Annotated in this window: 22 protein-coding genes; 15 read left to right on the forward strand and 7 right to left on the reverse strand. The window is 69.9% G+C overall.

The genetic code is table 11. From position 1 onward, the window contains the following. Positions 1–617 precede the first annotated feature (617 nt). Complete coding sequence (locus ACZ69M_RS34605) at positions 618–797, forward strand: hypothetical protein (RefSeq protein ID WP_470056145.1); 180 nt, start codon at positions 618–620, stop codon at positions 795–797. Positions 798–1,145: 348 nt separating this feature from the next. On the opposite strand, the gene ACZ69M_RS34610 is transcribed toward ACZ69M_RS34605, so the two are convergent. The 3 genes from ACZ69M_RS34610 to ACZ69M_RS34620 form a co-directional block, all read right to left on the reverse strand. Then, a complete protein-coding gene (locus tag ACZ69M_RS34610) occupies positions 1,146–1,823 on the reverse strand; it encodes a TetR/AcrR family transcriptional regulator (protein WP_470056147.1) in 678 nt (225 codons plus the stop codon). A 135-nt stretch (positions 1,824–1,958) separates the two neighbouring features. Then, positions 1,959–2,948 carry an acyl-CoA dehydrogenase family protein gene (locus ACZ69M_RS34615; protein WP_470056149.1) on the reverse strand — a complete coding sequence of 330 codons (990 nt, stop codon included), beginning with the start codon at positions 2,946–2,948 and terminating at the stop codon, positions 1,959–1,961. Then, on the reverse strand, positions 2,941–4,101 hold the full coding sequence (locus ACZ69M_RS34620) for an acyl-CoA dehydrogenase family protein (RefSeq protein WP_470056151.1): 1,161 nt from the start codon (positions 4,099–4,101) through the stop codon (positions 2,941–2,943). The genes ACZ69M_RS34615 and ACZ69M_RS34620 overlap by 8 nt, the downstream gene beginning before the upstream one ends. 220 nt (positions 4,102–4,321) lie before the next feature. Between ACZ69M_RS34620 and tcuA the strand changes: the two genes are divergently transcribed. From tcuA to ACZ69M_RS34640, 4 genes are all read left to right on the forward strand, one after another. Beyond that, positions 4,322–5,812, forward strand: coding sequence for an FAD-dependent tricarballylate dehydrogenase TcuA (gene tcuA / locus ACZ69M_RS34625; RefSeq protein ID WP_470056152.1), 1,491 nt, complete (start codon positions 4,322–4,324; stop codon positions 5,810–5,812). A 115-nt stretch (positions 5,813–5,927) separates the two neighbouring features. After that, positions 5,928–7,544, forward strand: coding sequence for a thiamine pyrophosphate-binding protein (locus ACZ69M_RS34630; RefSeq protein ID WP_470056154.1), 1,617 nt, complete (start codon positions 5,928–5,930; stop codon positions 7,542–7,544). Between the two features lie 61 nt (positions 7,545–7,605). After that, the gene (locus tag ACZ69M_RS34635) at positions 7,606–8,472 is read left to right on the forward strand and encodes an NAD(P)-dependent oxidoreductase (protein WP_470056156.1); all 867 of its coding nucleotides are present in this window, start codon (positions 7,606–7,608) and stop codon (positions 8,470–8,472) included. A gap of 1 nt (position 8,473) precedes the next feature. Beyond that, positions 8,474–9,901, forward strand: coding sequence for an aldehyde dehydrogenase family protein (locus ACZ69M_RS34640; protein WP_470056157.1), 1,428 nt, complete (start codon positions 8,474–8,476; stop codon positions 9,899–9,901). 76 nt (positions 9,902–9,977) lie between these two features. Here the strand turns inward: ACZ69M_RS34640 and ACZ69M_RS34645 are convergent, their stop codons facing one another. Further along, positions 9,978–10,757, reverse strand: coding sequence for an enoyl-CoA hydratase/isomerase family protein (locus tag ACZ69M_RS34645; RefSeq protein WP_470056159.1), 780 nt, complete (start codon positions 10,755–10,757; stop codon positions 9,978–9,980). Between the two features lie 202 nt (positions 10,758–10,959). Here ACZ69M_RS34645 and ACZ69M_RS34650 point away from each other — a divergent pair, with 202 nt between their 5' ends. The 8 genes from ACZ69M_RS34650 to ACZ69M_RS34685 all read left to right on the forward strand — a co-directional run bounded on the left by ACZ69M_RS34650 (position 10,960) and on the right by ACZ69M_RS34685 (position 20,388). Continuing rightward, a complete protein-coding gene (locus ACZ69M_RS34650; protein ID WP_470056161.1) occupies positions 10,960–12,105 on the forward strand; it encodes a thiolase family protein in 1,146 nt (381 codons plus the stop codon). Further along, the gene (locus ACZ69M_RS34655; RefSeq protein ID WP_470056163.1) at positions 12,102–12,905 is read left to right on the forward strand and encodes an acyl-CoA thioesterase; all 804 of its coding nucleotides are present in this window, start codon (positions 12,102–12,104) and stop codon (positions 12,903–12,905) included. Before ACZ69M_RS34650 ends, ACZ69M_RS34655 begins: the two co-directional genes overlap by 4 nt. A 229-nt stretch (positions 12,906–13,134) precedes the next feature. Further along, on the forward strand, positions 13,135–14,091 hold the full coding sequence (locus tag ACZ69M_RS34660) for an ABC transporter permease (RefSeq protein WP_470056165.1): 957 nt from the start codon (positions 13,135–13,137) through the stop codon (positions 14,089–14,091). Then, positions 14,088–14,990 carry an ABC transporter permease gene (locus ACZ69M_RS34665; protein ID WP_470056166.1) on the forward strand — a complete coding sequence of 301 codons (903 nt, stop codon included), beginning with the start codon at positions 14,088–14,090 and terminating at the stop codon, positions 14,988–14,990. The genes ACZ69M_RS34660 and ACZ69M_RS34665 overlap by 4 nt, the downstream gene beginning before the upstream one ends. A gap of 18 nt (positions 14,991–15,008) precedes the next feature. Next, positions 15,009–16,562, forward strand: a complete 1,554-nt coding sequence (locus ACZ69M_RS34670) for an ABC transporter substrate-binding protein (protein ID WP_470056167.1) — start codon at positions 15,009–15,011, stop codon at positions 16,560–16,562. Next, entirely contained in the window at positions 16,559–17,626 is a 1,068-nt protein-coding gene (locus tag ACZ69M_RS34675) for an ABC transporter ATP-binding protein (RefSeq protein ID WP_470056168.1), read from the forward strand. Before ACZ69M_RS34670 ends, ACZ69M_RS34675 begins: the two co-directional genes overlap by 4 nt. After that, a complete protein-coding gene (locus tag ACZ69M_RS34680) occupies positions 17,616–18,659 on the forward strand; it encodes an ABC transporter ATP-binding protein (RefSeq protein ID WP_470056169.1) in 1,044 nt (347 codons plus the stop codon). The genes ACZ69M_RS34675 and ACZ69M_RS34680 overlap by 11 nt, the downstream gene beginning before the upstream one ends. Positions 18,660–18,831: 172 nt before the next feature. After that, on the forward strand, positions 18,832–20,388 hold the full coding sequence (locus ACZ69M_RS34685; protein WP_470056171.1) for an ABC transporter substrate-binding protein: 1,557 nt from the start codon (positions 18,832–18,834) through the stop codon (positions 20,386–20,388). Between the two features lie 108 nt (positions 20,389–20,496). Here ACZ69M_RS34685 and ACZ69M_RS34690 read toward each other — a convergent pair whose 3' ends face one another. Further along, complete coding sequence (locus ACZ69M_RS34690; protein WP_470056173.1) at positions 20,497–21,033, reverse strand: hypothetical protein; 537 nt, start codon at positions 21,031–21,033, stop codon at positions 20,497–20,499. A gap of 188 nt (positions 21,034–21,221) precedes the next feature. Here ACZ69M_RS34690 and ACZ69M_RS34695 point away from each other — a divergent pair, with 188 nt between their 5' ends. Both ACZ69M_RS34695 and ACZ69M_RS34700 read left to right on the forward strand, forming a co-directional pair. After that, entirely contained in the window at positions 21,222–21,758 is a 537-nt protein-coding gene (locus tag ACZ69M_RS34695; RefSeq protein WP_470056175.1) for a nuclear transport factor 2-like protein, read from the forward strand. 99 nt (positions 21,759–21,857) lie between these two features. Then, positions 21,858–22,160 (forward strand): hypothetical protein, encoded by a 303-nt coding sequence (locus ACZ69M_RS34700; protein WP_470056176.1) that lies wholly within the window; start codon positions 21,858–21,860, stop codon positions 22,158–22,160. Here ACZ69M_RS34700 and ACZ69M_RS34705 read toward each other — a convergent pair. Together ACZ69M_RS34705 and ACZ69M_RS34710 are read right to left on the reverse strand one after the other, a co-directional pair. Further along, the gene (locus tag ACZ69M_RS34705; protein ID WP_470056178.1) at positions 22,130–23,026 is read right to left on the reverse strand and encodes an alpha/beta hydrolase; all 897 of its coding nucleotides are present in this window, start codon (positions 23,024–23,026) and stop codon (positions 22,130–22,132) included. The two genes, ACZ69M_RS34700 and ACZ69M_RS34705, sit on opposite strands and share 31 nt — an antisense overlap. A 23-nt stretch (positions 23,027–23,049) precedes the next feature. Further along, positions 23,050–23,283 (reverse strand): hypothetical protein, encoded by a 234-nt coding sequence (locus tag ACZ69M_RS34710; RefSeq protein ID WP_470056180.1) that lies wholly within the window; start codon positions 23,281–23,283, stop codon positions 23,050–23,052. Positions 23,284–23,333 lie beyond the last annotated feature (50 nt).

Genomic DNA, 23,333 nt, shown 5'->3' on the forward strand with positions numbered 1-23,333 from the left:
TGCCGTTTTAAAACTGGATCTGACGGCGTCCATCGACCATGCCCAACCCGGGGAAAACGCCCGTACCCCGCCCCCGCCCGTCCAACCGGGCTCGGCCCGGCGTCCGGACACAGCTGGTCGACGCGCCCGTAGCGGGCGATGGTATGCGTCAGGTGTCTGTTCTTGGCTGCGGCGTCATCCGTGCCATGGCGCTGCCGGGGCGAGCGTCGTACGTGCCGTACTGGACCGACGGCGGAGGGCAGCGGGACCGAGCGCCCGGCAGCCGCTTCTCGAATCGTTCTCCGAGGGCGGAACGCCGGTCGTGCGGCGGCTGTCGGTCCGTCCGATCGTGGGGAGCGGCGAGCGGTTGGAGGTCGGCCTGGACACCTTCGTCGCCGGTTGAATCGACGTACGTCGAGATCCGCGACAGTGACGGGGGCGGACGCTCTGGCGGGCCGTCTGTTTGCGTTTCTCCTCGACGGAAATGTGTACCAGGGTCGGGCTGGACCAGCAGCCCGGTCCACAAGATCCCTTGCGTTCCGGACGGCAACCTGCGGGTTGCCGACTGTTCGAACGACAGGGTCCAGGAGTTCGAGCGGACAACCGCCGGTATCCGGTACGTCCGCGAGGTCATCGTGGTGCCCGGTACCCATCTGATGGGCTCGGCGTTCGACATCCAGGTCACTCCTGACGACCGGTTCCTCGTCGTCGCCGACGGGATGGGGATGCGTGTCTGGACAGTCGATCGGCAGACCCTCGAGGTCCTCGGCTGGACGACGGTCGCCCCGAGCACCAGGGTGACAGCAACATCGGTGTGAACCGCTCGCCACTGCACCGCATGGCGCTCATGAGCAACGGCGACCTGCTGCTCGCGCGTGGGCGCAAGGGGGATCTAGCGGTTCCGTTACCCCGGCACCAGCTGAGCCGCCGTTGGTGTCGGCGGGCGGGTGTCCTCGAGCTCGTGAGTCCTGACCTGCGTGGACCACCGGGTCAAGTCGTAGGTGTCCACGGCGTCCATCACGTCCGTGGTGGACAGCGCGAGGTCCGCGTGAAAACCGCGAAGACCTCGTCGATTACAGGGGCGATGAACAAAGAAGAGCAACACGACGAAAAAGGGGCCTCCCGAGCACGACGTTTCCATGCTGTGATCGGGGGGACTCTCGGCTTCAGGACGAAAAGGTGGCAGGAGGCACCGACCGAGCGGACGCCCCCATCTTCCCGGTGCTCGGATCGCCACTCCGGGTGAGACCGAGGGCGTTGGCCCAGATGATGGTGAGTTGCTCGACGGCCTTTTCGAGGTCGAATTTGTGGCCCGCGATGAAGAAGTTCTCGGCGAAACGGGCCACCATGCCGCCGAGTGCCTCGGCGGCATAACTGGTGTCGATGCGCGGGTCGGCCAGTCCGTCCGCCTGGAGGCGCATGATGGAGGCCTCCGTGCGGGAGCCGAGGTGTTTGTCGCGCTGGATACGGACCTGACGCACCTCGTCGTCGTACCGGCTCACTTCCTCGATGACCCGCATGATGCGGGCTTCGCTCCCGTATGCGGAGAGGTAGGAGCGGTTGGCGGCGCGGATGCGCTCGACGGGGTCGCTCGTGTGCTCGGCGTCCGGCGGGATGTCCGCCATGGAGATGAGGCGGGCCTCCACCTGTTCGGCGACTTCGCGGAACAGGGATTCCTTGGAATCGAAGTAATGGTAAAAGGAGCCGTGGGAGACATTGGCCTCGGCGGCGATGTCGGAGATCCTGGCCTGGAGGAAGCCATCCCGTTCGAAGACGGTCTTGCCGGCTTCGATGAGGCGGGCTCGCGTACGTCGGCCTTTGGCAGAGCGAGGTGCGGAGTCCATGAGACCGCCTTCCTGGAGGACGCTCCGGTACGTGTGCCGCGCCGACGCGCCGTGCGTACGGATATTGAAACTGACGGCATAATCATACTCAGCCTCGGTCTCCGTTCCGCACGTTGCCACGGGAACTCGGCTGGTCTACGGGGCCATGCTCTCCGCCAGTTCATGGAGGTCGACCAGATCGGGGACCGCACCCTCGGTGCGGGTCTGCCGTCCGATCGCGGCGATCAGATCGGCGGAGGCACCGGCGAGCTGGTCGAGGGCCAGGCCGCGCCGGTGCTGGGCGTGCTGCTCGTACTCCCAGGTGAAGCTGATACCGCCGGTGACCTGGATCGAGGTCTGGGCGACGGTGTGCAGGGTCCGGCCCGCGAGGGCCTTGACGGCGCGGGCGAGTTGCGGGTCCAGGGGCCCCCGGGCCGCGCTGCCGACCGCGACGTCGTAGAGGCTGATGAGCTGATGGCGCTCGGTGGCGGCCCAGGCGAGCAGATGCTGCAGCGACTGGTAACTCGCCAGCGCCCGGCCGAACTGGTGGCGTTGCTTCGTGTACGTGATGGCGTCCGTCAGCATGCGGTCGATGACACCGAGCAGTTCGGCGGAGGCCCCGAGCTGGGTCCGGGAGACCATGTCCGCGCGCCGGCCGTTCAGTTCCCCCTCGGGAACCAGGGTGGCGGCCACGGGGACGAGCCGCGGATCGAGGACCGTGACGTAGTCGTCCGCGCCCGGGAAGGCAGGCTGCTGGACGGCCTCGGTCACGTCCGCCACGGTGACCAGGCCGGTACCGGGGAGGTCGACGGCGACCGTGGCCGAGGGGGTGAGGCCCGGCACGCCGATCAGGTGCGTGTTGCCCAGGGCCGAGCCCAGAAGCAGCGGGGGAGTGCCGGTGGGTGTCGCCTCCGTCAGGACGCCAGTGAGACCGAGCAGGGCGAGCGCGGGCGTGCCGGCGCGGCACTGCCCCTGAGCCTCCAGGAAGGCGTAGACGGGCGTGAGGTCGGCGACCGGGGCGGCGGGATCGAGCAGCTCGTCGAGGCCGAAAGCGGCGATCGCCTCGGAGCCGCCGTGCCGGCCGAGGATGTCGTGCGCGGCGTCGCGGTAGCCGGCGTAGTCGGCCGGGCGGAGTGAGTCAGCCATTGCCGAGCCCCAGGATGTGACGTGCGACGGTGATCAGCTGCATCTGCTGGGATCCTCCGTAGATCGTGACGATGCGCGAGAAGAGGTAGTCCTGCTGCATCAGGGCGTGCTCGGTCTGGGCGCCGGGCAGCGCGACGGGGACCCCGTCCAGGTCCCGCAGCAGGTTGTGGAGGTTCTGCTCGGTGCGGGTCATGAGCAGCTTGTTGTACGCGGCTTCGGGCCCGAGCTGCTGCCCGGCCGCCTCCCGGGCGAGCAGTGTGGCGCCGGTGGCCCGCAGCCCGGCGAACTGAAGCACCACATCGCCGAGTTGGCGGTCCAGGTTCTCCGGGAAGATCTTGCTGCTGGCGGTGAGCTTCTGGCGGAAGTCGCCCTGCCGCAGCCAGGAGACCGTGCCCCGTTCACGGGCCAGCAGGTGCATCGCGACGCGCCAGCCCTGGTCGACCTGGCCGACGAGCTGCCGCCGGGGTACGCGGACGTCGTCGAACCAGACCTCGGCCAGTTCGTCGGTGCCGTTGGCCTGGCGGATCGGCCGGACGTCGACACCGGGGCTGTTCAGATCGATGGCGATCATGGTGAGCCCGCGGTGGCGCTGTTCGGTGGTGCCGGTGCGGACGAGGGCCAGGCACCAGTGTGCCCACTTGGACCAGCTCGTCCAGATCTTGTGCCCGCTGACGACCAGGTCGTCGCCGTCGACCGTGGCGCGGGTGCGCAGCGACGCCAGGTCCGATCCCGCTTCCGGCTCGGAGAAGCCCTGCGACCAGCTGCGGGACCCGTCGAGGAAACCCGGCAGGACCTCGGAGGCGAACGCCGGGTCCGCGAACTCGATCAGTGTCGGCGCGATGATTTCCAGGTGCTCGAACACGGCCGGCCCGGGCCACCCCGCCCGGTGCAGCTCGTCGTGCAGCACCGCGCGGAAGAGCGGGTCGCCGCCCACGCCGCCGAACGCCTCCGGCCAGCCGGCCCGGCCCCAGTCGTGGTCGAAGAGCAGCTTGCGCAGTCGACGGGCGGCGTCCACGCGCAGGTCGTAGTCGCTGTGCGGGGCGAAGAGCGGGGTCAGTTCGGCCTGGTGGTCGGTCATCCACTGGCGGAACCGCTCGGCGAACTCCGGCAGTCCGAGACTGCTGATCGGTCCGCCGAGAGCAGGGTTCGTCACGTGGCCTCCTGTATTGATATCGACGTCAGTATAGGATTTACTTCGAAGGCACGGCAACCGCGGAAACGTACGGGGCGCCTGGTCTTCGTGAGTGTCACTCATTCGATGTCGACGTCGACGTCATTTTTGCCATGACGCGCAACGCCCTGTCACCCCGCTCCGTGCCCGCCGCCGTGAAGAGAAGTGGCCCGCCGTCGCAGTGGAGTGGAGAGGATCAGGAATGGAGTCGTCGTACGACGTCGTCATCGTCGGGGGCGGGAACGCCGCGCTGTGCGCCGCACTGGCCGCGCGCGAGTCCGGAAGCTCCGTCGTCGTGCTGGAGCGGGCGCCGTACGAGGAGCGCGGCGGGAACAGCACGTTCACCGCGGGAGCCATGCGGTTCGCCTACCGCGGCGTCGAGGACATCCTCGAACTCTCGCCGGATCTGTCACCCGAGCAGATCGAGACGACCGACTTCGGCAGCTACACCGAGGAGCAGTTCTTCGACGACCTGGCGCGGGTCACCGAACACCGCGCCGACCCCGATCTCGCCGACCTGCTCGTGCGGAGCAGTTTCGACACGCTGCGGTGGATGCGCACCAAGGGCGTGCGGTTCCTGCCCATCTACGGTCGTCAGGCCTTCAAGGTCGACGGCCGTTTCAAGTTCTGGGGCGGCCTCACTCTGGAGGCGTGGGGCGGCGGTCCCGGTCTCGTGGACGCGCTCACCAAGGCCGCGCTGGACGCCGGGATCGAGATCCGGTACGAGACGGCGGCCACCGGGCTGCTGACCGAGGACGGGAAGGCCACGGGGGTGCGGATCAAGCACCAGGGCCGGCCCTCGGAGATCCCCGCCTCCGCCGTGGTCCTCGCCTCCGGCGGATTCCAGGCCAACTCGGAGTGGCGCACCCGCTACCTGGGGCCGGGCTGGGACCTGGCGAAGGTGCGCGGCTCGCGCTTCAACATGGGCGACGGCATCCGCATGGCCCTGGAGATCGGCGCGATGCCGTGGGGCCACTGGTCGGGCGCGCACGCCGTCGGCTGGGAGCTCAACGCGCCCGCCTTCGGCGACCTGAAGGTCGGCGACGCCTTCCAGAAGCACAGCTATCCCTTCGGGATCATGGTGAACGCGCGCGGCGAGCGGTTCGTCGACGAGGGCGCCGACTTCCGCAACTACACCTACGCCAAGTACGGGCAGGTGATCCTCCGTCAGCCCGGGCACTTCGCCTGGCAGGTGTTCGACCAGAAGGTGACCCACCTGCTGCGCGACGAGTACCGCATCCGGGAGGTCACGAAGGTCACCGGCCGGACGCTGGAGGAGCTCGCCAGGAAGCTGGACGGGGTGGACGCCGGCCGGTTCCTGCGGACGATCGAGGAGTACAACGCCGCCGTGCGGCAGGACGTGCCCTTCGACCCGAACGTGAAGGACGGCCGCTCCACCACCGGACTGGACGTGCCCAAGTCGAACTGGGCCAACACCATCGACGAGGGCCCCTTCGAAGCGTACGCCGTCACCTGCGGCATCACGTTCACCTTCGGCGGGCTGAAGATCACGCCGGACGCCGAGGTGCTCGACGTCGACCAGAAGGTCATCCCCGGGCTCTACGCCTGCGGTGAGCTGGTCGGCGGCATCTTCTACCACAACTATCCGGGCGGTTCCGGTCTGACCAACGGCTCGGTGTACGGCCGTATCGCGGGCACGGGCGCGGGACGGACCGCCCGCGCCGGCTCCTGACGACGTGGATCACCTCCGGGAGGGCCGCGAGGGCACTCCCGGCGAGCCGTCGCAGCCACGAACGCACCAGCCGCACCCGGCCCTGACGGGCCGCACGACACCTTACGGAGTACGCATGAGCGAGGCAGCGAGCACGGCAGAGGTGATGGCCGAGTCGCTGGTCGCCGCGGGGATCGAGCGGATCTTCGCCTACCCGGGCGACCCGATCATCGAGTTCATGGAGAAGTCCCGGTCGAGGGGGATCGACGTCGTGCTCGCGCGGCGCGAGGGCACCGCCGCCTTCATGGCGGAGGGGCACGCGATGGCCACCGGCACAACCGGCGTCGCGCTGTCCACGCTCGGCCCCGGGTCGACCGCGCTGCTGAACGGCGTCGCGGCCGCGCACCTCGACCGGGTGCCGATGCTCGCCATCTCCGGCCAGATCGAGACGGCGCGGGAGCAGTACTTCACCCACCAGGTCGTCGACCACAAGCTGCTCTACTCACCGGTCACCAAGTGGGCGGGCAAGGTGGAACCGACCGCCATCGCCACGACGATGCGCAAGGCCCTCAGCCTGGCCGCCGCCGAACGGCCCGGCCCCGTCCACCTCACCATCAACGGAGACACCAGCAAACGGCCCGCGACCGACGCGGAGTTCGTCATGCCGCCCACGTCGTCGTCGGTCACCAGCGTCCGGGTCCAGCGCGCCCCGGGCGGGTCCGACCCGTCGGCGATGCTCGCCGCCGCCCGCCGCCCGGTGCTGCTGGCCGGCATCGCGGCCGTCCGGGGACGGGCGACCGACGCGCTCGTCCGGTTCGCCGAGGCGACCGCCACGCCGGTCGTCGTGGCCCCGATGGCGAAGGGCGTGTTCCCGGAGGACCACCCGCTGTTCGCGGGCGTGCTGGACATGGCGTGCAACAAGGTCCTGTGGGACTTCCTTGGGGCGGCCGACCTGATCGTCTCGGTGGGCTTCGACGCCGTCGAACTCATCAAGCCCTGGACGGCGAAGGCGCCGGTCCTGCACATCGACATGACCCCGAACACCGATCAGATCTACGCCAGCCCCTGCGAATGCGTCGGCGACATCGCGGGGATCCTGGACTGGCTCACCGAGGAGTGGTCGGGCGAACCGCGCTGGGCCGAGACCGATGTCGCCGCGCACCGGGAGCGGCTGCGCGCCGCCTACTACGACGGCCGGGTCGCGGGTGTGCTGAACCCGACCGACGTGGTCGACGCCGTCCGGGAGGCCGCGCCCGAGGACACCCTTGCCACCTGTGACGTCGGCTCGCACAAGCTCCTGGTCGGCCAGGGCTGGCGGACGCTGCGGCCGCGCTCGGTGCTGATGACCAACGGCCTGTCGGCGATGGGCTTCGGCGTACCGGCGGCCATCGCGGCGAAGCTGGCCGACCCCTCGCGGCCGGTGGTCGCGCTCGTCGGCGACGGCGGATTCGCCATGACCGCTACGGAGGTGCGGCTGGCGTCCGCCATGGGGGCGTGCGTCGCCTTCGTGGTCTTCGTCGACGGCAGCCTCAACCGGATCGAGCTGAAGCAGTCGGCCGTGGGATACCCGAGCACCGCGACCCGCATCGAGGACATGGACCTGGTGTCCCTGGCCGAGGCGATGCACGCGGACGGGGTGCGGGTCGACTCCCGCGAGGGGCTCGACAAGGCGCTCGCCAACGTCGCCGGCCTGTCCCGGCCGCTGGTGGTCGAGGCGCGGATCGATCCGTCTCAGTACGAGTCGCAGTTCTGAGCAGTTTGAGCAGGAGGACGACGATGACGATGGTTCCCGAAGCACGCGCGGCGGGTGTGCGATGACCCTGAGGATCGGCCTCATCGGGGTCGGCGAGGCGGGCGCGGCCATCGCCGCGGGGCTCCGTGACGAGTACGGCCTCTCCGTCGTCGGTTACGACGCCCGCGGCCACGAGGACGCGGTGCGCCGAAGGGCGGTGGAGGTGGGCGTCACGCTCGTCGACGACCTGCGCCGGCTCTCGGCCGACACCGACGTTCTGCTCTGTCTGGCCAGTGCGAAGGTGGCCGTCGCGATCGCCGAGCAGGCCGCGCCGCACCTGCGGCCCGGCCAGGTGTACGCCGACCTCAACTCGGCCAGCCCCGAGGTCAAGCGCACGGTCGGCCGCATCGTGGCCGGCAGCGGAGCCGCCTTCGTCGACGGCGCCGTCATGTCCGCCGTACCGCCGAAGCGCCACCGGGTGCCGATCCTGCTCAGCGGCGACGGCGCGGAACGCCTGGACGAACTGCTGACGCCTGTGGGCATGCGGCTGGAGGTGCTCGGCGGCGAACCGGGGCAGGCCTCCGCGGTCAAGATGTTCCGCAGCCTGCTTGTGAAGGGCCTTGAAGCACTCCTGCTCGAATGCGTCGTCGGCGCGAGCGCCTACGGCGCCACCGAACGGGTCCTCAGTTCGATGAACGGCACCCTGCCGACCGAGGACTGGCGACGACTGGCCGGCTACCTGCTGGAGCGCACGGTGGTGCACGGCACGCGCCGCGCCGAGGAGCTCCGGCAGGTGGCCAGCACGCTCCAGGACGCAGGGGTCGATCCCATGCTGGCGGAGGCAGGCGCCCGGCGGTTGCAGTGGTTCGTCGACCTGGACCTGAGCCCGGACCTCGACCCGACGGACTACGAGGGCGTACTCGGCGCGGTACGGAAAGCGAGGTTCTGACATGGCCGTACAGGCACAGCTCTTCTACGGCGGCCGGTGGACCGACGGGGTGAGCGTCTCGGAACTGCGGGACAAGTACCATGGCGAGCTGGTGGCCGAGGTGCACGAGGCGGGCGCCGAGCAGGTGGCGGCGGCTCTGGAGGGGGTGGCCCGCGGGCAGGCGGAGCACCGACTCACGCCGTACGAGCGCTTCGAAATCCTCTCCTCGACCGCGGAGTTGGTGCGAGAGCGCCGGGACGAGTTCGTCCGGACCGTCGTCGCCGACACGGGATTCACCGTCACCGACGCCCGGCGCGAGGTCGACCGGGCCGTCCAGACCCTGATCCTGTCGGGGGAGGAGGCCAAGCGGATCCATGGCGAGATGGTCCCGTGGGACGCCGCGTCCGGAGCGGCGCAGGACCGGTACGCCTTCACCGTCCGGCGTCCGCTCGGCGTGGTCTGCGCCATCACACCGTTCAACTCACCGCTGAACACCCTCACCCACAAGGTGGCGCCCGCGCTGGCGGCCGGCAACGGCGTCGTCGTGAAGCCGGCCACCTACACGCCCCTCAGCGCAGGGTTGCTGGTCCGGACCCTGCTGGAGGCCGGCCTGCCCGGGTCGCTGGTCGCGGTGGTGCACGGCGGCGGGTCGACGGTCGGGCAGTGGCTGCTGGAGAGCCCCGTCCCGGCGTTCTACGCCTTCACCGGCAGCACCGAGGTCGGCGCGCACATCCAGCGGACGGTCGGCCTGCGCCGGACCCAGCTGGAGATGGGTAGCCTGTCGAGCACGGTGGTGTGCGAGGACGCCGATCTGACCAAGGCGGCCTCCGCGTGCGTCAACGCGGCCTTCCGCAAGGCCGGTCAGGTGTGCACCTCGGTGCAGCGGCTCTACGTGCACGCGGGGGTGGTGGACGACTTCGCCGCGGAGCTGACCGGGATCGTCGCCGCGTCGGTCGCGGGCGATCCGAGGGACGAGAAGACGCTCGTCGGTCCGGTGATCAGCGAGGCCGACGCCGTTCGCATCACCTCGTGGATCGACCGGGCGGTCCAGGGCGGGGCCTCGGTGCTGGCGGGCGGCACCCGGCGCGGCTCGGTAGTCGAGCCGACGGTGCTCACCGGCGTGGGCGCGGACATGGAGGTGCACTGCCGGGAGATCTTCGGGCCCGTCGTCTCCGTCCGGCCCTACACCGATCTCGACCGGGCGATAGACGAGATCAACGACACCCCCTACGGCCTGTCGGCGGGGATCTTCACCGCCGACCTGACCAAGGCACTCGACGCCGTCGAGAAGCTGTACATGGGGTCCGTGCACATCAACGAAACGTCGAGCAACCGCGTCGACCTCATGCCCTACAGCGGGGCGAAGCAGAGCGGGATGGGCATCGAGGGCCCGCGGTACGCCGTGCACGAGATGACACAGCAGCGCCTCGTCACGCTCGCCCGGCCGTAGCTCCCGTACGTACGACGATCGCCGGCTGACCCGGTCCCCTGGGTCAGCCGGCGATCGTCGTCCCGTGGCAGGTTCCTCAGGCCTTGAGGCCCTTCTTCTCCAGCACCTTGCGCAGGGCGGTGTGGAAGGCAGGCTCCTCGAAGGACTTGGTCTCGGTGGCGAGGAGGTCGTCGAGCGCCTCCTCGATCCGGTCGATCAGGGGCTGGTTCAGGACCCGCCGCGTCTCCAGCATGGCCTGCGGCGGAAGCTTCACCAGCCGCCGCGCCAGCTTCTTGGCCTCGGCGACCGCCTCGCCCTTCGGGACGACCCGGTTGGCGATGCCGAACTGGTAGGCCTCCTGCGCGGTGATCTTCCCGCCGAGCAGCAGCCACTCCTTGGTCCGCTGCAGCCCCGTGCTGAGCGGCCAGGTCAGCGCGCCGCCGTCGCCAGCGACGAGGCCGATGCTGACGTGCGGGTCGGCGAAGAAGCCGTCCTCCTCGATGACCACGAGATCGGACAGCGAGGCCAGGCTGCATCCGAGGCCGACGGCGGGGCCGTTGACCGCGGACAGGATCGGCCACGGCGAGTGGACCATCCCCCGGACCAGCACCGAGGACTCGGCCATCACCTTTTCGCGCAGTACCGGATCGTCGACCATGCGCTGGAGCAGGGGCAGGTCACCGCCCGCGGAGAAGGCGCGGCCCGCGCCGGTCAGCACCACGGCCTTCACCCCCGGCCGTTCCCTCAGTTCGGCCCACACGCCCGCGATCGCGGTGTGCAGGTCCTCGTTGGCCGAGTTCAGCGCGTCCGGTCGGTTCAGCGTGACCAGGACGATGCCGTCCTCGTCCTGCTCGATGAGCACGCTGTCATTCGTCATGGAGTCCTCCTGTCGCATGGCCCGTCCAGTCTTCCAGGAGTATTTTTCGACGTCAATGTCAGAACAGGGCGTCGGCGGACGTTGACGATGTTGTCGCGCCATGTCTACTGTGACGTCGAAGTCAAATAAGCACGGTCGGACGTTTCGGGTGCCCGGGTCGCGACGGCTTGTGCACCAGGTCTGGTTGATCCTGGGGGCGACGATGAACGAAGTCGTGATCGCGGCCGCGATGAGGACCGCGCACGGCAAGCGGAACGGGACGCTGGCAGGCATCCATCCGGTGGACCTGATGGCGGACGTGCTCACCGCCCTCGTGGAGCGCACGGGGATCGATCCGGCCGGTGTCGACGACGTGGTCGTGGGCTGTGCGACCCAGTTCGGCGACCAGTCGAGCAATGTGGGCCGGTACTCCGTCCTGGCCGCGGGCTGGCCCGAGACCGTGCCGGGAGCGACCGTCAACCGGGCCTGCGGCTCCAGCCAGCAGGCGCTCGACTACGCCGCCCACGCGGTGATGGCGGGCCAGGCCGAGATGGTGGTGGCCGCGGGCGTCGAGTCGATGAGCCGGGTGCCGATGAACGCGGCGAAGGAGGTCGGCTTTCCCTACGGCAACCGTTCTCGCGCGCGGTACGGCGGCCGGGAGTTCAACCAGGGCGTCAGCGCCGAGCTGATCGCCGAGCGCTGGCGCCTGTCGCGCCGGGAGCTGGACGAGTTCTCCGCTCTCTCCCACGTCCGGGCGGCGGCCGCCGTCGACGCGGGCGCCTTCGACGAGCAGATCGTCCCGATCGACGTGTCCGGTACGGCGTTCGCCGTCGACGAGGGCATCCGGCGGGGGAGCAGCGTCGAGTCGCTCGCGAAGCTGAAGCCCGTGTTCGCCGAGGACGGTGTGCTGCACGCCGGCAACTCCTCGCAGATCTCCGACGGCGCCGCCGCGCTGCTGGTGACGACCCCGCAGCGCGCGAAGGCGGCCGGGCTGACGCCCCTCGTGCGGTACCACTCGGGCGCTGTCGTGGGGTCGGATCCCGTGCTCATGCTCGCCGGGCCGATCCCGGCGACCGAGCAGGTGCTGAAGAAGTCGGGCGTGCCGCTGTCCCAGATCGGGGTGTTCGAGGTCAACGAGGCCTTCGCACCGGTCCCTCTCGCCTGGTTGAAGGAGACCGGCGCGGACCCGGAGCTGCTCAACCCGCTCGGCGGTGCGATCGCGCTCGGCCACCCGCTCGGCGCCTCGGGGGTGAGCCTCATGACGCGGATGGTCCACCACATGCGGGCGCGCGGCATCCGGTATGGACTGCAGGCCATGTGCGAGGGCGGTGGCACCGCGAACGCCACACTCGTAGAGCTGCTGGCATGACGACGTACTCCACGGCAGATCCGACGCTCCACGACGTTCTGCGGCTCGACCGGATCGAGGAGGACCTCTACCGCTCACCGCTGGTCTACCCGGACGAACAACCCCTGTACGGCGGACAGATCGCCGCCCAGGCACTGGTCGCCGCCGGCCGCACCGTGGGCGAGGACCGATCGCCGAACTCACTGCACCTCTACTACCTGCGCAGCGGTACGGCGTCCCGGGCGACAGAGTTCCGGGTGCAACGGGACCGGGACGGGCGCACGTTCTCCGCCCGCCGGGTCGTCGCCGTTCAGGACGGCAAGGTCATCGCGACCGCGTCGTGCTCGTTCGGCGTCTCGGCGTCCGGGCCCGACATCCAGGTGGCCTCGACGCCGGACGTACCAGGGCGCCCGGAGGACTTCCCGGTCTACCCGGCGCCGCGCATGTTCGGTCTCGACTGCCGGCTGCCCCCCGGTCCGCGGAGCGCCGAGTGGCCGACGCGCTTCTGGGCCCGCGCCGTCGACCTGCCGACCGGTGACGGGCTGATGAGGGCCGCGACGCTCACCTATCTGTCGGACCGGAGCAATGGGCTCGGCGGACTCGACCTCCCCGTCCCGATGGTCCCGGCGAGCCTGGACCACGCCATCTGGTTCCACCGGCCCCTCGACCTCGGGGACTGGATGCTGATGGACCTCGTACCGCACACGCTCAGCGCCGAGCGGATGTGGTACACGGGCACGCTCCACGACCGGACCGGGGTGCTGGCCGCCTCCTTCGCGCAGGAACTGCTGACCCGGCCGCGGCGGACCCCGTCGTCGTAGGCCCTCCGCGCCCGCGCCGGGACGGTCGCCTACCGCGCGCCGACAGCCGAAGAAAATCAAGGTCGACGCCATGAAATCAATATTGACGTCGATGTGAATTTACTCCTACTGTTCGTGTCGCACCTCGACGACGTCTGCGGCCGGCTGCCGCGGGCCGTCCCACAGAGGTCTTCATCCGGCGGCCGCACGACATTCGGCCACCGGTCACTGCCTTCGACGAGGAGGGCCGTTGTTGCAATTCGTTCTGCGGAAGCTTCTCCGCGGTGTACTCGTCATCCTCCTGGTGACCTTCATGGTCATCCTGCTGATGGGACTGGCGCCCGGCTCGGTCGCGACGGTCATCCTGGGGGACAACGCGACCCCGCAGGCGGTCGCGAAACTCGACCACCAGATGGGTCTGGACCGGTCGGTGTTCGTGCAGTGGTTCTCCTGGCTGGGTGACGCGGTACGGGGACACCTGGGAACATCGCCCGTCACCAACCAGCCGGTCACCACGGCGATCATGGACAGGCTGTCGGTGACGGTGGAGATCGCGTTCCTGGCCCTGCTGATCGCGCTGGTGATCGGCGTGCTGCTGGCGACCGTGGCCGCTCGCCGGCGGCCCGACTCACGCCTCGACCGCGCGATCAACGGACTGACGTCCGTGTTCCTCGCGATCCCGGCGTTCGTCGCGGCGCCGGTCCTGGTCTACCTGCTGGCGGTCAAGGTGCCGGCGTTCCCGGTGACCGGGTGGGTGCCGCTGACCGACGGACTCGGAGCCAACCTGCGGACGGCCTTTCTGCCTGCCCTGTGCGTCGCGTTGATCGAGGTCGCGGTGTTCCAGCGCATCCTCCGGGCCGACCTGCGGACCACCTTGCGCGAGGACTACGTGGAGGCGGCCCGCGCGAAGGGGCTCAGTGACCGGTACGTGCTGTGGCGGCACGCCTTCCGCCCGGCGTCGTTCTCGCTGCTGACGGTGGCCGGGGTGAGCCTGGGCCGGTTGCTCGGCGGGACCATCATCGTGGAGTCCTTCTTCTCCCTACCCGGCCTCGGCCAGTTGGTGGCCACCGCGGTCACCTCCCGTGACATCGTCACCGTCCAGGGAGTGGTGGCCTTCGTGGCCGCCGGCTACGTCCTGATCAACACCCTCGTCGACCTGGGGTACGAGTCCCTGGACCCGCGGGTGAAGACGGCGGGTGCGCGATGAGCGCGGAGACCGCCGGCCAGGTCGCCGGCCCGATATCCGCACCGGAGACACACGAGAAGCGGGCGCCGCTGGTCCGCCCGGTCCGCAGGCGACGCAACGTGCTGGTGTGGTGCTCGTTCGCCTGGATCGTGCTGGTGGTGGCAGCCGCCGCCGGCGCGGCGCTGCTGCCGCTGACCGACTACGGTGCCCCGATCGGCTCCCCGGCCGCCGGACCGGCGGCAGGCTTCAGCCACTGGCTCGGACTGGACAACCTCGGCCGCAGCATGCTTTCCCGCGTCATCTACGGCGCACGGGTCTCGCTGCTGGTCGGCGCGATCGCCGGGACCATCGCGGCGGTGGTGGGCACCCTGCTCGGCCTGATCGCGGGCTTCTTCCGGGGGCCGGTCGACACCGTCATCATGTACGTGACCGACGCGCTGCTGGCCTTCCCGCCCCTGGTGCTGCTGATGGCCATCTCGTCGATCCTGCGCCCGAGTTACGGCACGTTGCTGATCGGGCTGACCACGCTGGTCACCCCCACCTTCGCGCGGTTGTCCCGGGCGAACACCCTGAACTGGGCGGCGCGGGACTTCGTACTGGCCGCCCGCAACATGGGCTGGGGGCGCCTCAGGATCGCGTTCAGTGAGGTGCTGCCCAACGTGGTGCCGTCGGTGCTGGCGTACTTCCCGACGGTGGTCGCGGCGCTGATCGTCGCGGAAGGATCCCTCAGCTTCCTCGGGCTGGGCATCCCCTCGCCCACGCCCAGCTGGGGAACGATGATCGCCGACGGAAAGGACTTCCTCACCACCGACCCGCAGATGGTGCTCATCCCCACGGCGGCCATCTTCCTGACGATCTTCGCACTGAACCAGTGCGGTGACTACGCGCGCCACAGGTTCGACAGAACCTCGCAGCACTGACAAGGAATGAGACAGGCCATGGGAACAAAGCAGCCGCTGCGTCTCGCTGTCGCCGCCGTCGTGGTGACCCTGTTGGCCGCTTGCAGTTCGGCCACCCCCAAGTCCACGGCAGGCGGCGACGCGGGCCCGCCGCAGTCGGGCGGAACGCTGCGGGTCGTGAAGCAGACCGAGCCGAACGGGCTCGACCCGGCCAAGATGCTCAACCAGGTCATCAGCGAGTCCCTGATCGGCAGTTCCCTCTTCGGGCAACTGCTGACCGTGGACGACCGCGGCCGGACCGAGTACGGCCTGGCGCAGAGCCTGACGACCAGCGACAAGGGCACCACCTGGAAGCTCCGGCTGCGGGACGGGCTGAAGTTCACCGACGGCACGCCGCTCGACGCCGCCGCGGTCGAGTTCAACTGGGCGCGGCTGAAGGACCCGGCCGTGGGTTCGCCGTCGCGCGCGTTCGCGAGCTTCGTCAAGACGATGACCCCGACGGGGCAGACGCTGGCGTTCAGGCTCACCCAGCCGATCACCGAGTTCGGCAGCGCCATCGCCTCCGACATGAACTTCATCGCCTCGCCCCAGGCCCTGCGCGCCGGGCCCCAGCGGTTCGACGCCAAGCCGGTCGGGGCCGGCCCGTTCGTGCTGAAGTCCTGGACCCGCGGCGGCCAGATGGTGCTGGCCAGGAACCCCGGGTACTACGACGCCCCCCGGCCGTACCTCGACCAACTGGTGCTGACCTTCAACACGGACACGCACCAGATGTTCGCCAGTCAGCAGGCCGGGCAGGTCGACGCCGTCGCCAGCTCCGCCACCGATCTCCTCAAGTCCGCCCAGAAACGGGGCCTGACGGTCGCGGCGTCCAAACTGGGCGGGGGCACCTCACTCAACCTGAACACCCGGCAGGCACCCTTCGACGACGTGCGCGCACGCCGGGCTGTCCTCATGGCAGTGGACCGCAGGGCCATCGACGCCGCGGTCTACAAGGACGAGGCCGCCGTGCCCAGGACGCTCTTCGCCGACGGCTCCCCGTACAACGGCGACACCCCGCTGCCCGCCTACGACAAGGCCGCCGCGCAGAAGCTGTTCGACCAACTGGCCGCCGAGGGCAAGCCGGTCCGGTTCACCGTCACCACGTACCAGGTCACCCAGCTCAAGCTCGTGGCCGAGGCGATCCAGGCCCAGCTCAACCAGTACAGGAACGTCAAGGTGGAGGTTGAGGCGCTCGACTACTCGACGGCCGTGACCAAGACCGTGCAGCACCAGTTCCAGTCGATCATCTCGGCTGTGTCCTTCGACCGCCCGTCGCCGCGCCTCTTCACGATGCTGGCCGGCGGCCAGCCCAGTAACACCAGCGGACTCAGCAGCCCCGAGCTCGACGCCGCGCTGCGGGCCGGGATGAGCGCCGTCGACGAGGAGGGACGCAGGCGGGCCAATCAGAAGGTGGCCGAACTGTTCAACCAGTTGGCGCCGGCACTGCTCTACACCCGCACGGTCTACGGCCTCGCGTACCGCGACAAGGTGCACGGGGTCGAGATGTACGCCAGGAGCGCGATCCGCACGGACACCCTCTGGATGTCGAAATGAAGACAACGGCACCGGTCAAGACAGCCGAACCCCTGCTGGAGATCAACGGACTGCACACCTACATCTCCACACCGGCGGGGGTGGTCCGAGCCGTCGACGACGTGTCGCTCGGACTGCGCCGGGGCGAGGCGCTCGGCATCGTCGGCGAATCCGGCTCCGGCAAGTCGGTGCTCGCCCGCTCGGTGATGGGACTCCTGCCACCGGAGGCGGTCCGCTCCGGGCGGATCGGCTTCGACGGGCAGGACCTGCTCACCGCCGGCCGCGAGCGGTTGCACGAGCTGTGGGGAGCGAGGCTGGCCATCGTGTTCCAGGACCCCAGCCGGTCCCTGAACCCGGTGGTCCGGGTGGAGCGGCAACTCACCGAGGGGATGCGACGGCATCTGGGCCTGGGCCGCTCGGAGGCGCGGACCCGCGCGGTGCAGCTGCTGGCCGAGGTCGGCGTGCCGGACCCGGAGCGGCGGCTGTCCAACTACCCCGGACAGATGTCGGGCGGAATGCGCCAACGCGTGATGATCGCCGTGGCATTGTCCTGCGAGCCCGAGCTTCTCATCGCCGACGAGCCGACCACCGCCCTTGACGTGACCATCCAACGGCAGATCCTCGACCTCATGGACCGGCTGCGCCGCGCGCACGGCATGGCGCTGATGCTGATCAGCCACGACCTGGGGGTGGTGTCCGGACGCACCGAGCAGCTCGCCGTGATGTACTCCGGACGCGTCGTCGAGACCGGCCCGACCCAGGCTGTGTTCGCCCGCCCCCGGCACCGGTACACCGAGGCGCTGCTGTCCGCGACCCCGTCCCTGACCGCCGTCCGGCACAGCAGACTGCGGGTCATACCGGGCTCGCTGCCCAGCGTGTACGACCCGCCCGCGGGCTGCCGCTTCGCCGCCCGCTGCGCCCACGCCGACGAGGCCTGCGCCGACCCCGGATCAGGCGCGTTGGGAGCGCCCACCGGCGGACACGACCACAGCTGCCGGCACCCGGCCGCCGACGCGGAGTTGACGCCGAACGGCACCGTTGCCACGGCTCAGGAGCAGGAAGGGGGGAGCACCGATGGCCGGTAGCGGCACCGCTCACCTGCGCACCCATGAGGAGCGCCCGGAAGACCAGCAGCCTCAGGAGCGGTCCACCGGCGACGGCGTCGGCAACGAGGTGCTGCTGTCGGTCGAGGACCTGCGGGTGGAGTTCAGCACCCCGGCCGGCGTCGTCCACGCCGTCTCGGGCATCAGCTTCGACGTGCTGCGCGGCGAAACCCTCGGCATCGTCGGCGAGTCCGGCTGCGGCAAGTCCACCGCCGGACGGGCGATCCTGCGGCTGGGGGAGGTCAGCGGCGGCCGGGTCCGCTTCGCCGGTACCGACGTCCTCGCCACGGGCCGCAAGGAACTGACCCGGCTCCGCCGACGGATGCAGATGATCTTCCAGGACCCGGTCGGTTCCCTGAACCCGCGCCGCCAGGTGCGCCACCTGGTCACCGAGGGCCTGGCCGCCGCCGGAGTCCCCGCCGACCAGCGCGACGAACGGGCCCGTTCCGTGCTCGACAGCGTCCGGCTGGACTACGACCGGTTCGCCGACCGGCTGCCCCGGCAGCTGTCCGGCGGACAGGCACAGCGCGTGGCCATCGCCCGCGCCCTCGCGGTCGACCCCGAACTGATCGTCTGCGACGAGGCGGTCTCCGCCCTCGACGTCTCCGTCCAGGCCCAGATCATCAACCTGATCGAGGACATCAAGGCCGACTTCGACCTCACGGTCGTCTTCATCGCCCATGACCTCGGTGTCGTCCGCACCATCAGCGACCGCGTCATGGTCATGTACCTCGGCAAGATCTGTGAACTGGGCGCGCCGGAAGCCGTGTACGAGTCACCGGCGCACCCCTACACCCGTGCCCTGCTCGACTCGGTGCCCCGCCCCGACGTCGAGGGCGGCTTCGCCGGTCCCGCCCTGGGCGGCGACCTGCCCTCACCCCTTGCCCCGCCCAGCGGATGCCGGTTCCGGACCCGCTGCCCCCGCGCCCAGGAACTGTGCGCCCAGCAGGAACCCCAGATGACCCGGACCGACACCGGGCAGTACGTCGCCTGCCACTTCCCCCTCACTGATTGACCCGGGGTTGATGCCGAACCGTTTCGGCGGATCCCCGATCTCGGCTGCCAGGACCACGACGTTCCCCACACCCGCACGGGCGACTCCTCGACGTGCGGGTGCCGGAAGGAACCCATCCCCCCTCTTTTTCGCACGACTACTTGCCGTTCTCGACAGTGAGCGAGGGATCCCCATGAAGACGAAGCACCCGCTGAGGGCCGCAGTGGCCGCAGTGGCGGCCATGCTGCTGGCCGCCTGCGGCTCATCCGCAAGCGACTCGAACGGAAACCGGCAGGCCGACGCGGGGCCCCCGCAGGCGGGCGGCTCGGCGTCCGTCATACAGACCTCCGAGCCCCGCAGGCTGGACCCGGCGCTCATGAGCAACGACCTCGGCACCAACGCGCTGGTCGGCAACTCCCTGTACGGGCAACTGCTGAGGACCGACGCCAAGGGCGACATCCAGTACGGGCTGGCGAAGAGCCTCACCACCAGCGACGGCGGCACCACCTGGAAGCTCCAGCTGCGGGACGGGCTGAAGTTCTCCGACGGCACCCCGCTCGACGCGGCGGCGGTGAAGTTCAACTGGGCCCGGCTCGCCGACCCGCAACTCGGCTCCCAGTCCGGCTCCTTCGCCGGGCTGGTGACCAGCATGACTCCGACGGGCCAGACCCTGTCGTTCAAGCTCGCCCTGCCGGTCTCCCACTTCGAGGCCGCCATCGACCAGGCGTTGAACTGGATCGCCTCGCCGCAGGCACTGAAGGGGAGCCCCCAGGCCTTCGACGCCAAACCGATCGGCGCGGGCCCGTTCGTGCTCGGCTCCTGGACCCGTAGCGGACAGATGGTCCTCAAGAAGAGCCCGGCCTACTACGACGCCCCCCGTCCCTATCTCGACAAGCTGGTGCTGACCGCGAATCAGGACTCCGTCCAGCGCGCGGCCACCGTGAAGTCGGGCGGTGCCGACGCGGCCTTCGCCAACAGCCGCTCCGAGGCGGCGAAGGCGGGCCTGAACGTGGCCGCCCCGAAGCTGGGCGGTGGCCTGTTCATGGTCTTCAACTCCCGGATCGCACCGTTCAACGACGTGCGCGCCCGCCAGGCGGTCGCCCAGGCCGTCGACCGGGCGGCCGTCCTGAAGACCCTCACTCCCGGCGGCACGGCCGAGGTGCCCGCGACGCTGTACGCCGACGGCTCCCCGTACAACGGCGACACCACGCTGCCCAAGTACGACAAGGCCGCCGCGCAGAAACTCTTCGACCAACTGGCCGCCGACGGCAAGCCGGTCCGCTTCACCCTCACCTCGTACCCGACCACCGAGGGGCGGCGGACCGTCGAGGCCATGCAGAGCCAGCTCAACCAGTACAAGAACGTCAAGGTCCAGGTCGAGGTGCTGGACTTCTCGGCCGCGGTCACCAAGACGGTGCAGAAGACGTTCCAGATGATCACCACCGGGCTCTACCCCGGCGCCCACCCGGGCCTGCCCCTCTACCTGGGCCTGTACGGCAAGTCGCCGGGCAACCTGAGCGGGGTCGTCGACCCGGCGATGGACACCGCCCTGCTCAAGGGCCTGGCCGCCACCGACGAGGCGGGGCAGACCAAGGCCTTCCAGGAGGTGGGCCGGCGGTTCAGCGCGGTCACGCCAGGGCTGATCTACACCAGGTACGAACTGGCCCTCGGCTACGACAACCGGCTCCACGGGGTGCAGCTGTACGGCAACGCCGCCATCCGGACCGACACACTCTGGGTGTCGAAGTAACCGGTCCGGCGTAGCAGGCGGCCCTGCCGAGTGACAGGGTCACCATGCGCATCGGGGCGGACGACCGTGTGCCGGTCGTCCGCCCCGATGTTCCACGCCACCGCCTGGCTATGCGGGCCAGTCGAAGTGCAGCCTGTCGACGCGCTGCATCCACTTCTCGATCCCGGCCTGGCCCTCCGCAGGGAAGACCTTCCCGACGAGGCGTTGGCGGTCCTCGGACAGCCGGCTCAGCAAGGCGTAGTCGGCCTTGCCGTCGACGTGCCGGGTGAGCCGGAACGTCGTCCGAGGGTCGACGTAGACCTCCTTGAGGTACGAGATCGGCTGCCCGACCCGTGCGTGCACCGTACGGAAGAGGTTGGGGCGCAGCTTCTCGTGCTCGGGGTCGCCGTCGATGTGGACCACTGTGTACGGCACCCACTCGGCGTCTCCGTAGCGGACCCGGTAGCGCATGTAGAGGTGCAGGTCCTCGGCGTGGTCGATGCGGATCCGGAAGTCCGCCCACTCGCCCTCGTGCCGGATCTCCACGCACTGCTGCCTGATGACCTCCGGCACCCACTCGCCGGTGTCCGGGTCGCGGGTCTTGGACTCGGACAGGTCCATCACCCAGAACCCGTCCAGGCCGGACGGGTCGTAGTTCTCCTTCAACGCCTGCTCCTCGCTCGGTGGTCGGGGCGCGCCTCGTGTGCGTGCGCGATTCGACTTATAATTGACGTCGACGTCGAAAGTGAACGTAACTCGCGCGCTGTGCACCGTCAATGCCTCGCTTGTGCATTGATATTGACGTCGATACATATATTCTTTACCTAGCGGAAACACTACGTCGAGGGAGAGCGATGAGCGAGCGCATCGAACGCCACCGCGAGATGGCGGAGATCATGTACGCCACTCAGGTCACCGGATATCAGGCAGGCCACGTCGACATGCCGGGGGCCTGGAACTGCTACGGCGAGGACGAGCACGAGCCCTACGAAATCACCCTGTTCTCGCCCAAGCGCGGCGACTGGACCGTCACCGTCACCGGTCTGGAGGCCCTGGACGGCAACCCCGAGTGGCAGATGTACTGGACGGGCATCCCGGACTTCCACATCGAGAGCTATGAGGTCTTCCCCCACGATGACGGCTGGATCTGCCGCATGCTCTTCGAGGGCACGTCCCGCGCGGGCGAGAAGGTCCACGCCCACCAGGTCGACTTCGCGACCGTCGACGAGCAGGGCCGTGTCGTGCGGATGGAGTGGTACACCGACCCGAACCAATGGCTGCGGGTCTGGCACCTCGCCAGCGGCAAACCGCTGGAGGAGGTGGACGCCCTCTTCGCCACGACCGACGGCTTCCGGCAGCTGATCGAGGAGACCATCGCAAGCCGGGGCTGACGCGCTGCGAGACACAGCGTAATGAGGTGCGATGGCGGGTCGAGTCCGACAGCCTGCTGTCTTGCGACCGATGACGACGAGGCACCTGGGCTGTGGCCCGTGACCATGGTCCGCAGCCGGTACGGCGCGATCTGCGAACCGGGGGCCTGGCTGGCCTCTCAGGCGCTGCCCGAACGCATCCCCGACGACTGGTGGGCCGGGGATGCGGCGTGCGCCGAGTTCTTCGAGCGGCACCTCGGCACCGCGGCAGCATCGGCGGCGGGCCGACCCCGGACACCGCTCTCGCGGACCTCCTGCGCCTGCGCGGAGAGTCGCCGCCGTAACGGGCGCCGTTCCGCGCAGAGCCGGACGATCAGGGAAGGTCCGCCGCGTCACCGGGCGGCGGCGGAGGCCCGGAGCTGACCTCCGTCCGCCTCGCCGATCACCGCGCACTCCTCCAGGAACGACAGAACCCGCAGGTGATACGCCCGAGCGGTCAGCCCCAGGCTGAGGTTGTGGCCCGCGTCCTTCTGCTCGTGGACGAGCACCCGCGGGGACGCCGTGAACAGCGCGGCGATCTCGGCGAGCGCGTCCGGACCCGAACGCCACACCGTCTCGTGGTCGCCGAGGCTGAGCTGGGCGGGGATCCGGACCCGAGGCGCCAGCAGGGGAAAGTCGCGCACCCAGTGGCGGGCCCGCATTTCGTATGCGGGCGAGCGGGCCGAGATCGAGGGGTCGGCGTACACCTCCGGGGCGTACAGCCGACGCGGCCCCCACAGGAAGTCGCGCAGTCCTTTGATGCGGGGCGGCCCGGTGGGCGCGTCCCGTTCCGCGGCATCGAGGGCGTCGCCCACCGTCCACTGGTGGTGGCGTCCGGTTCCGGCGAGTTCCAGGCCGATGAGGGTTTCCGCGCGTTCGTCCGCCGCCATCCGCAGGGCCAGTTCACAGCCCGCCGAGTGGCCGAGGAGGAAGATGCCCGCGCCACGGGGTCGGTTCCCGAGCAGCGTGTCCAGTGCCGCGAAACCGAGGTCGACCTGGCGTGCGGGGTCGGCGACCGCATCGGCGTGGTGTGCGGAGGCGGCGTAGCCCGGCCGGTCGAGTGCGACGGCCGTGCAGCCCAGGGCCGCCGCCGTGCGCAGCAGCGACAGGTCGGGACGGCCCGGGCAGTCGAAGTACGTGGAAGTGGTGGCGCCGCCGTGCAGGGCCAGCAGGACGGCGCGCGGTCGCTCCACCTCGTGGACCAGAGCCGACAGGGGAACGCCGTCGATTTCGGCCAGCGTGGAGCGCACAGACGCCGACGACGGTCGTGCTCTCACGGGGTCGTGGACCCGGCCGGGTCGCTCAGGGCCGCCAATGCCTGAGTGAACGCGGGAAGCCGGGCTCCGGCAATGCCGGTGGCCGCGCTCGCAGACCACGCGCTGAGCAGGGCGTCCACCGAGCTGACCGCGGCCGCGAGGACCGGCCACAGCAGCAGGGCGTTCCAGCTCGTGGTGCGGGCGTCGACCGACGTCGTGCCGGCGGTCGGGGAGGAGGACACGGCTGCCAAGTCTCCACTCCTTGGAAGAGGGCTGAGGAAACGGACTGTCTGCGACCCTG

This window comes from Streptomyces sp. NPDC107454 (assembly GCF_055582885.1).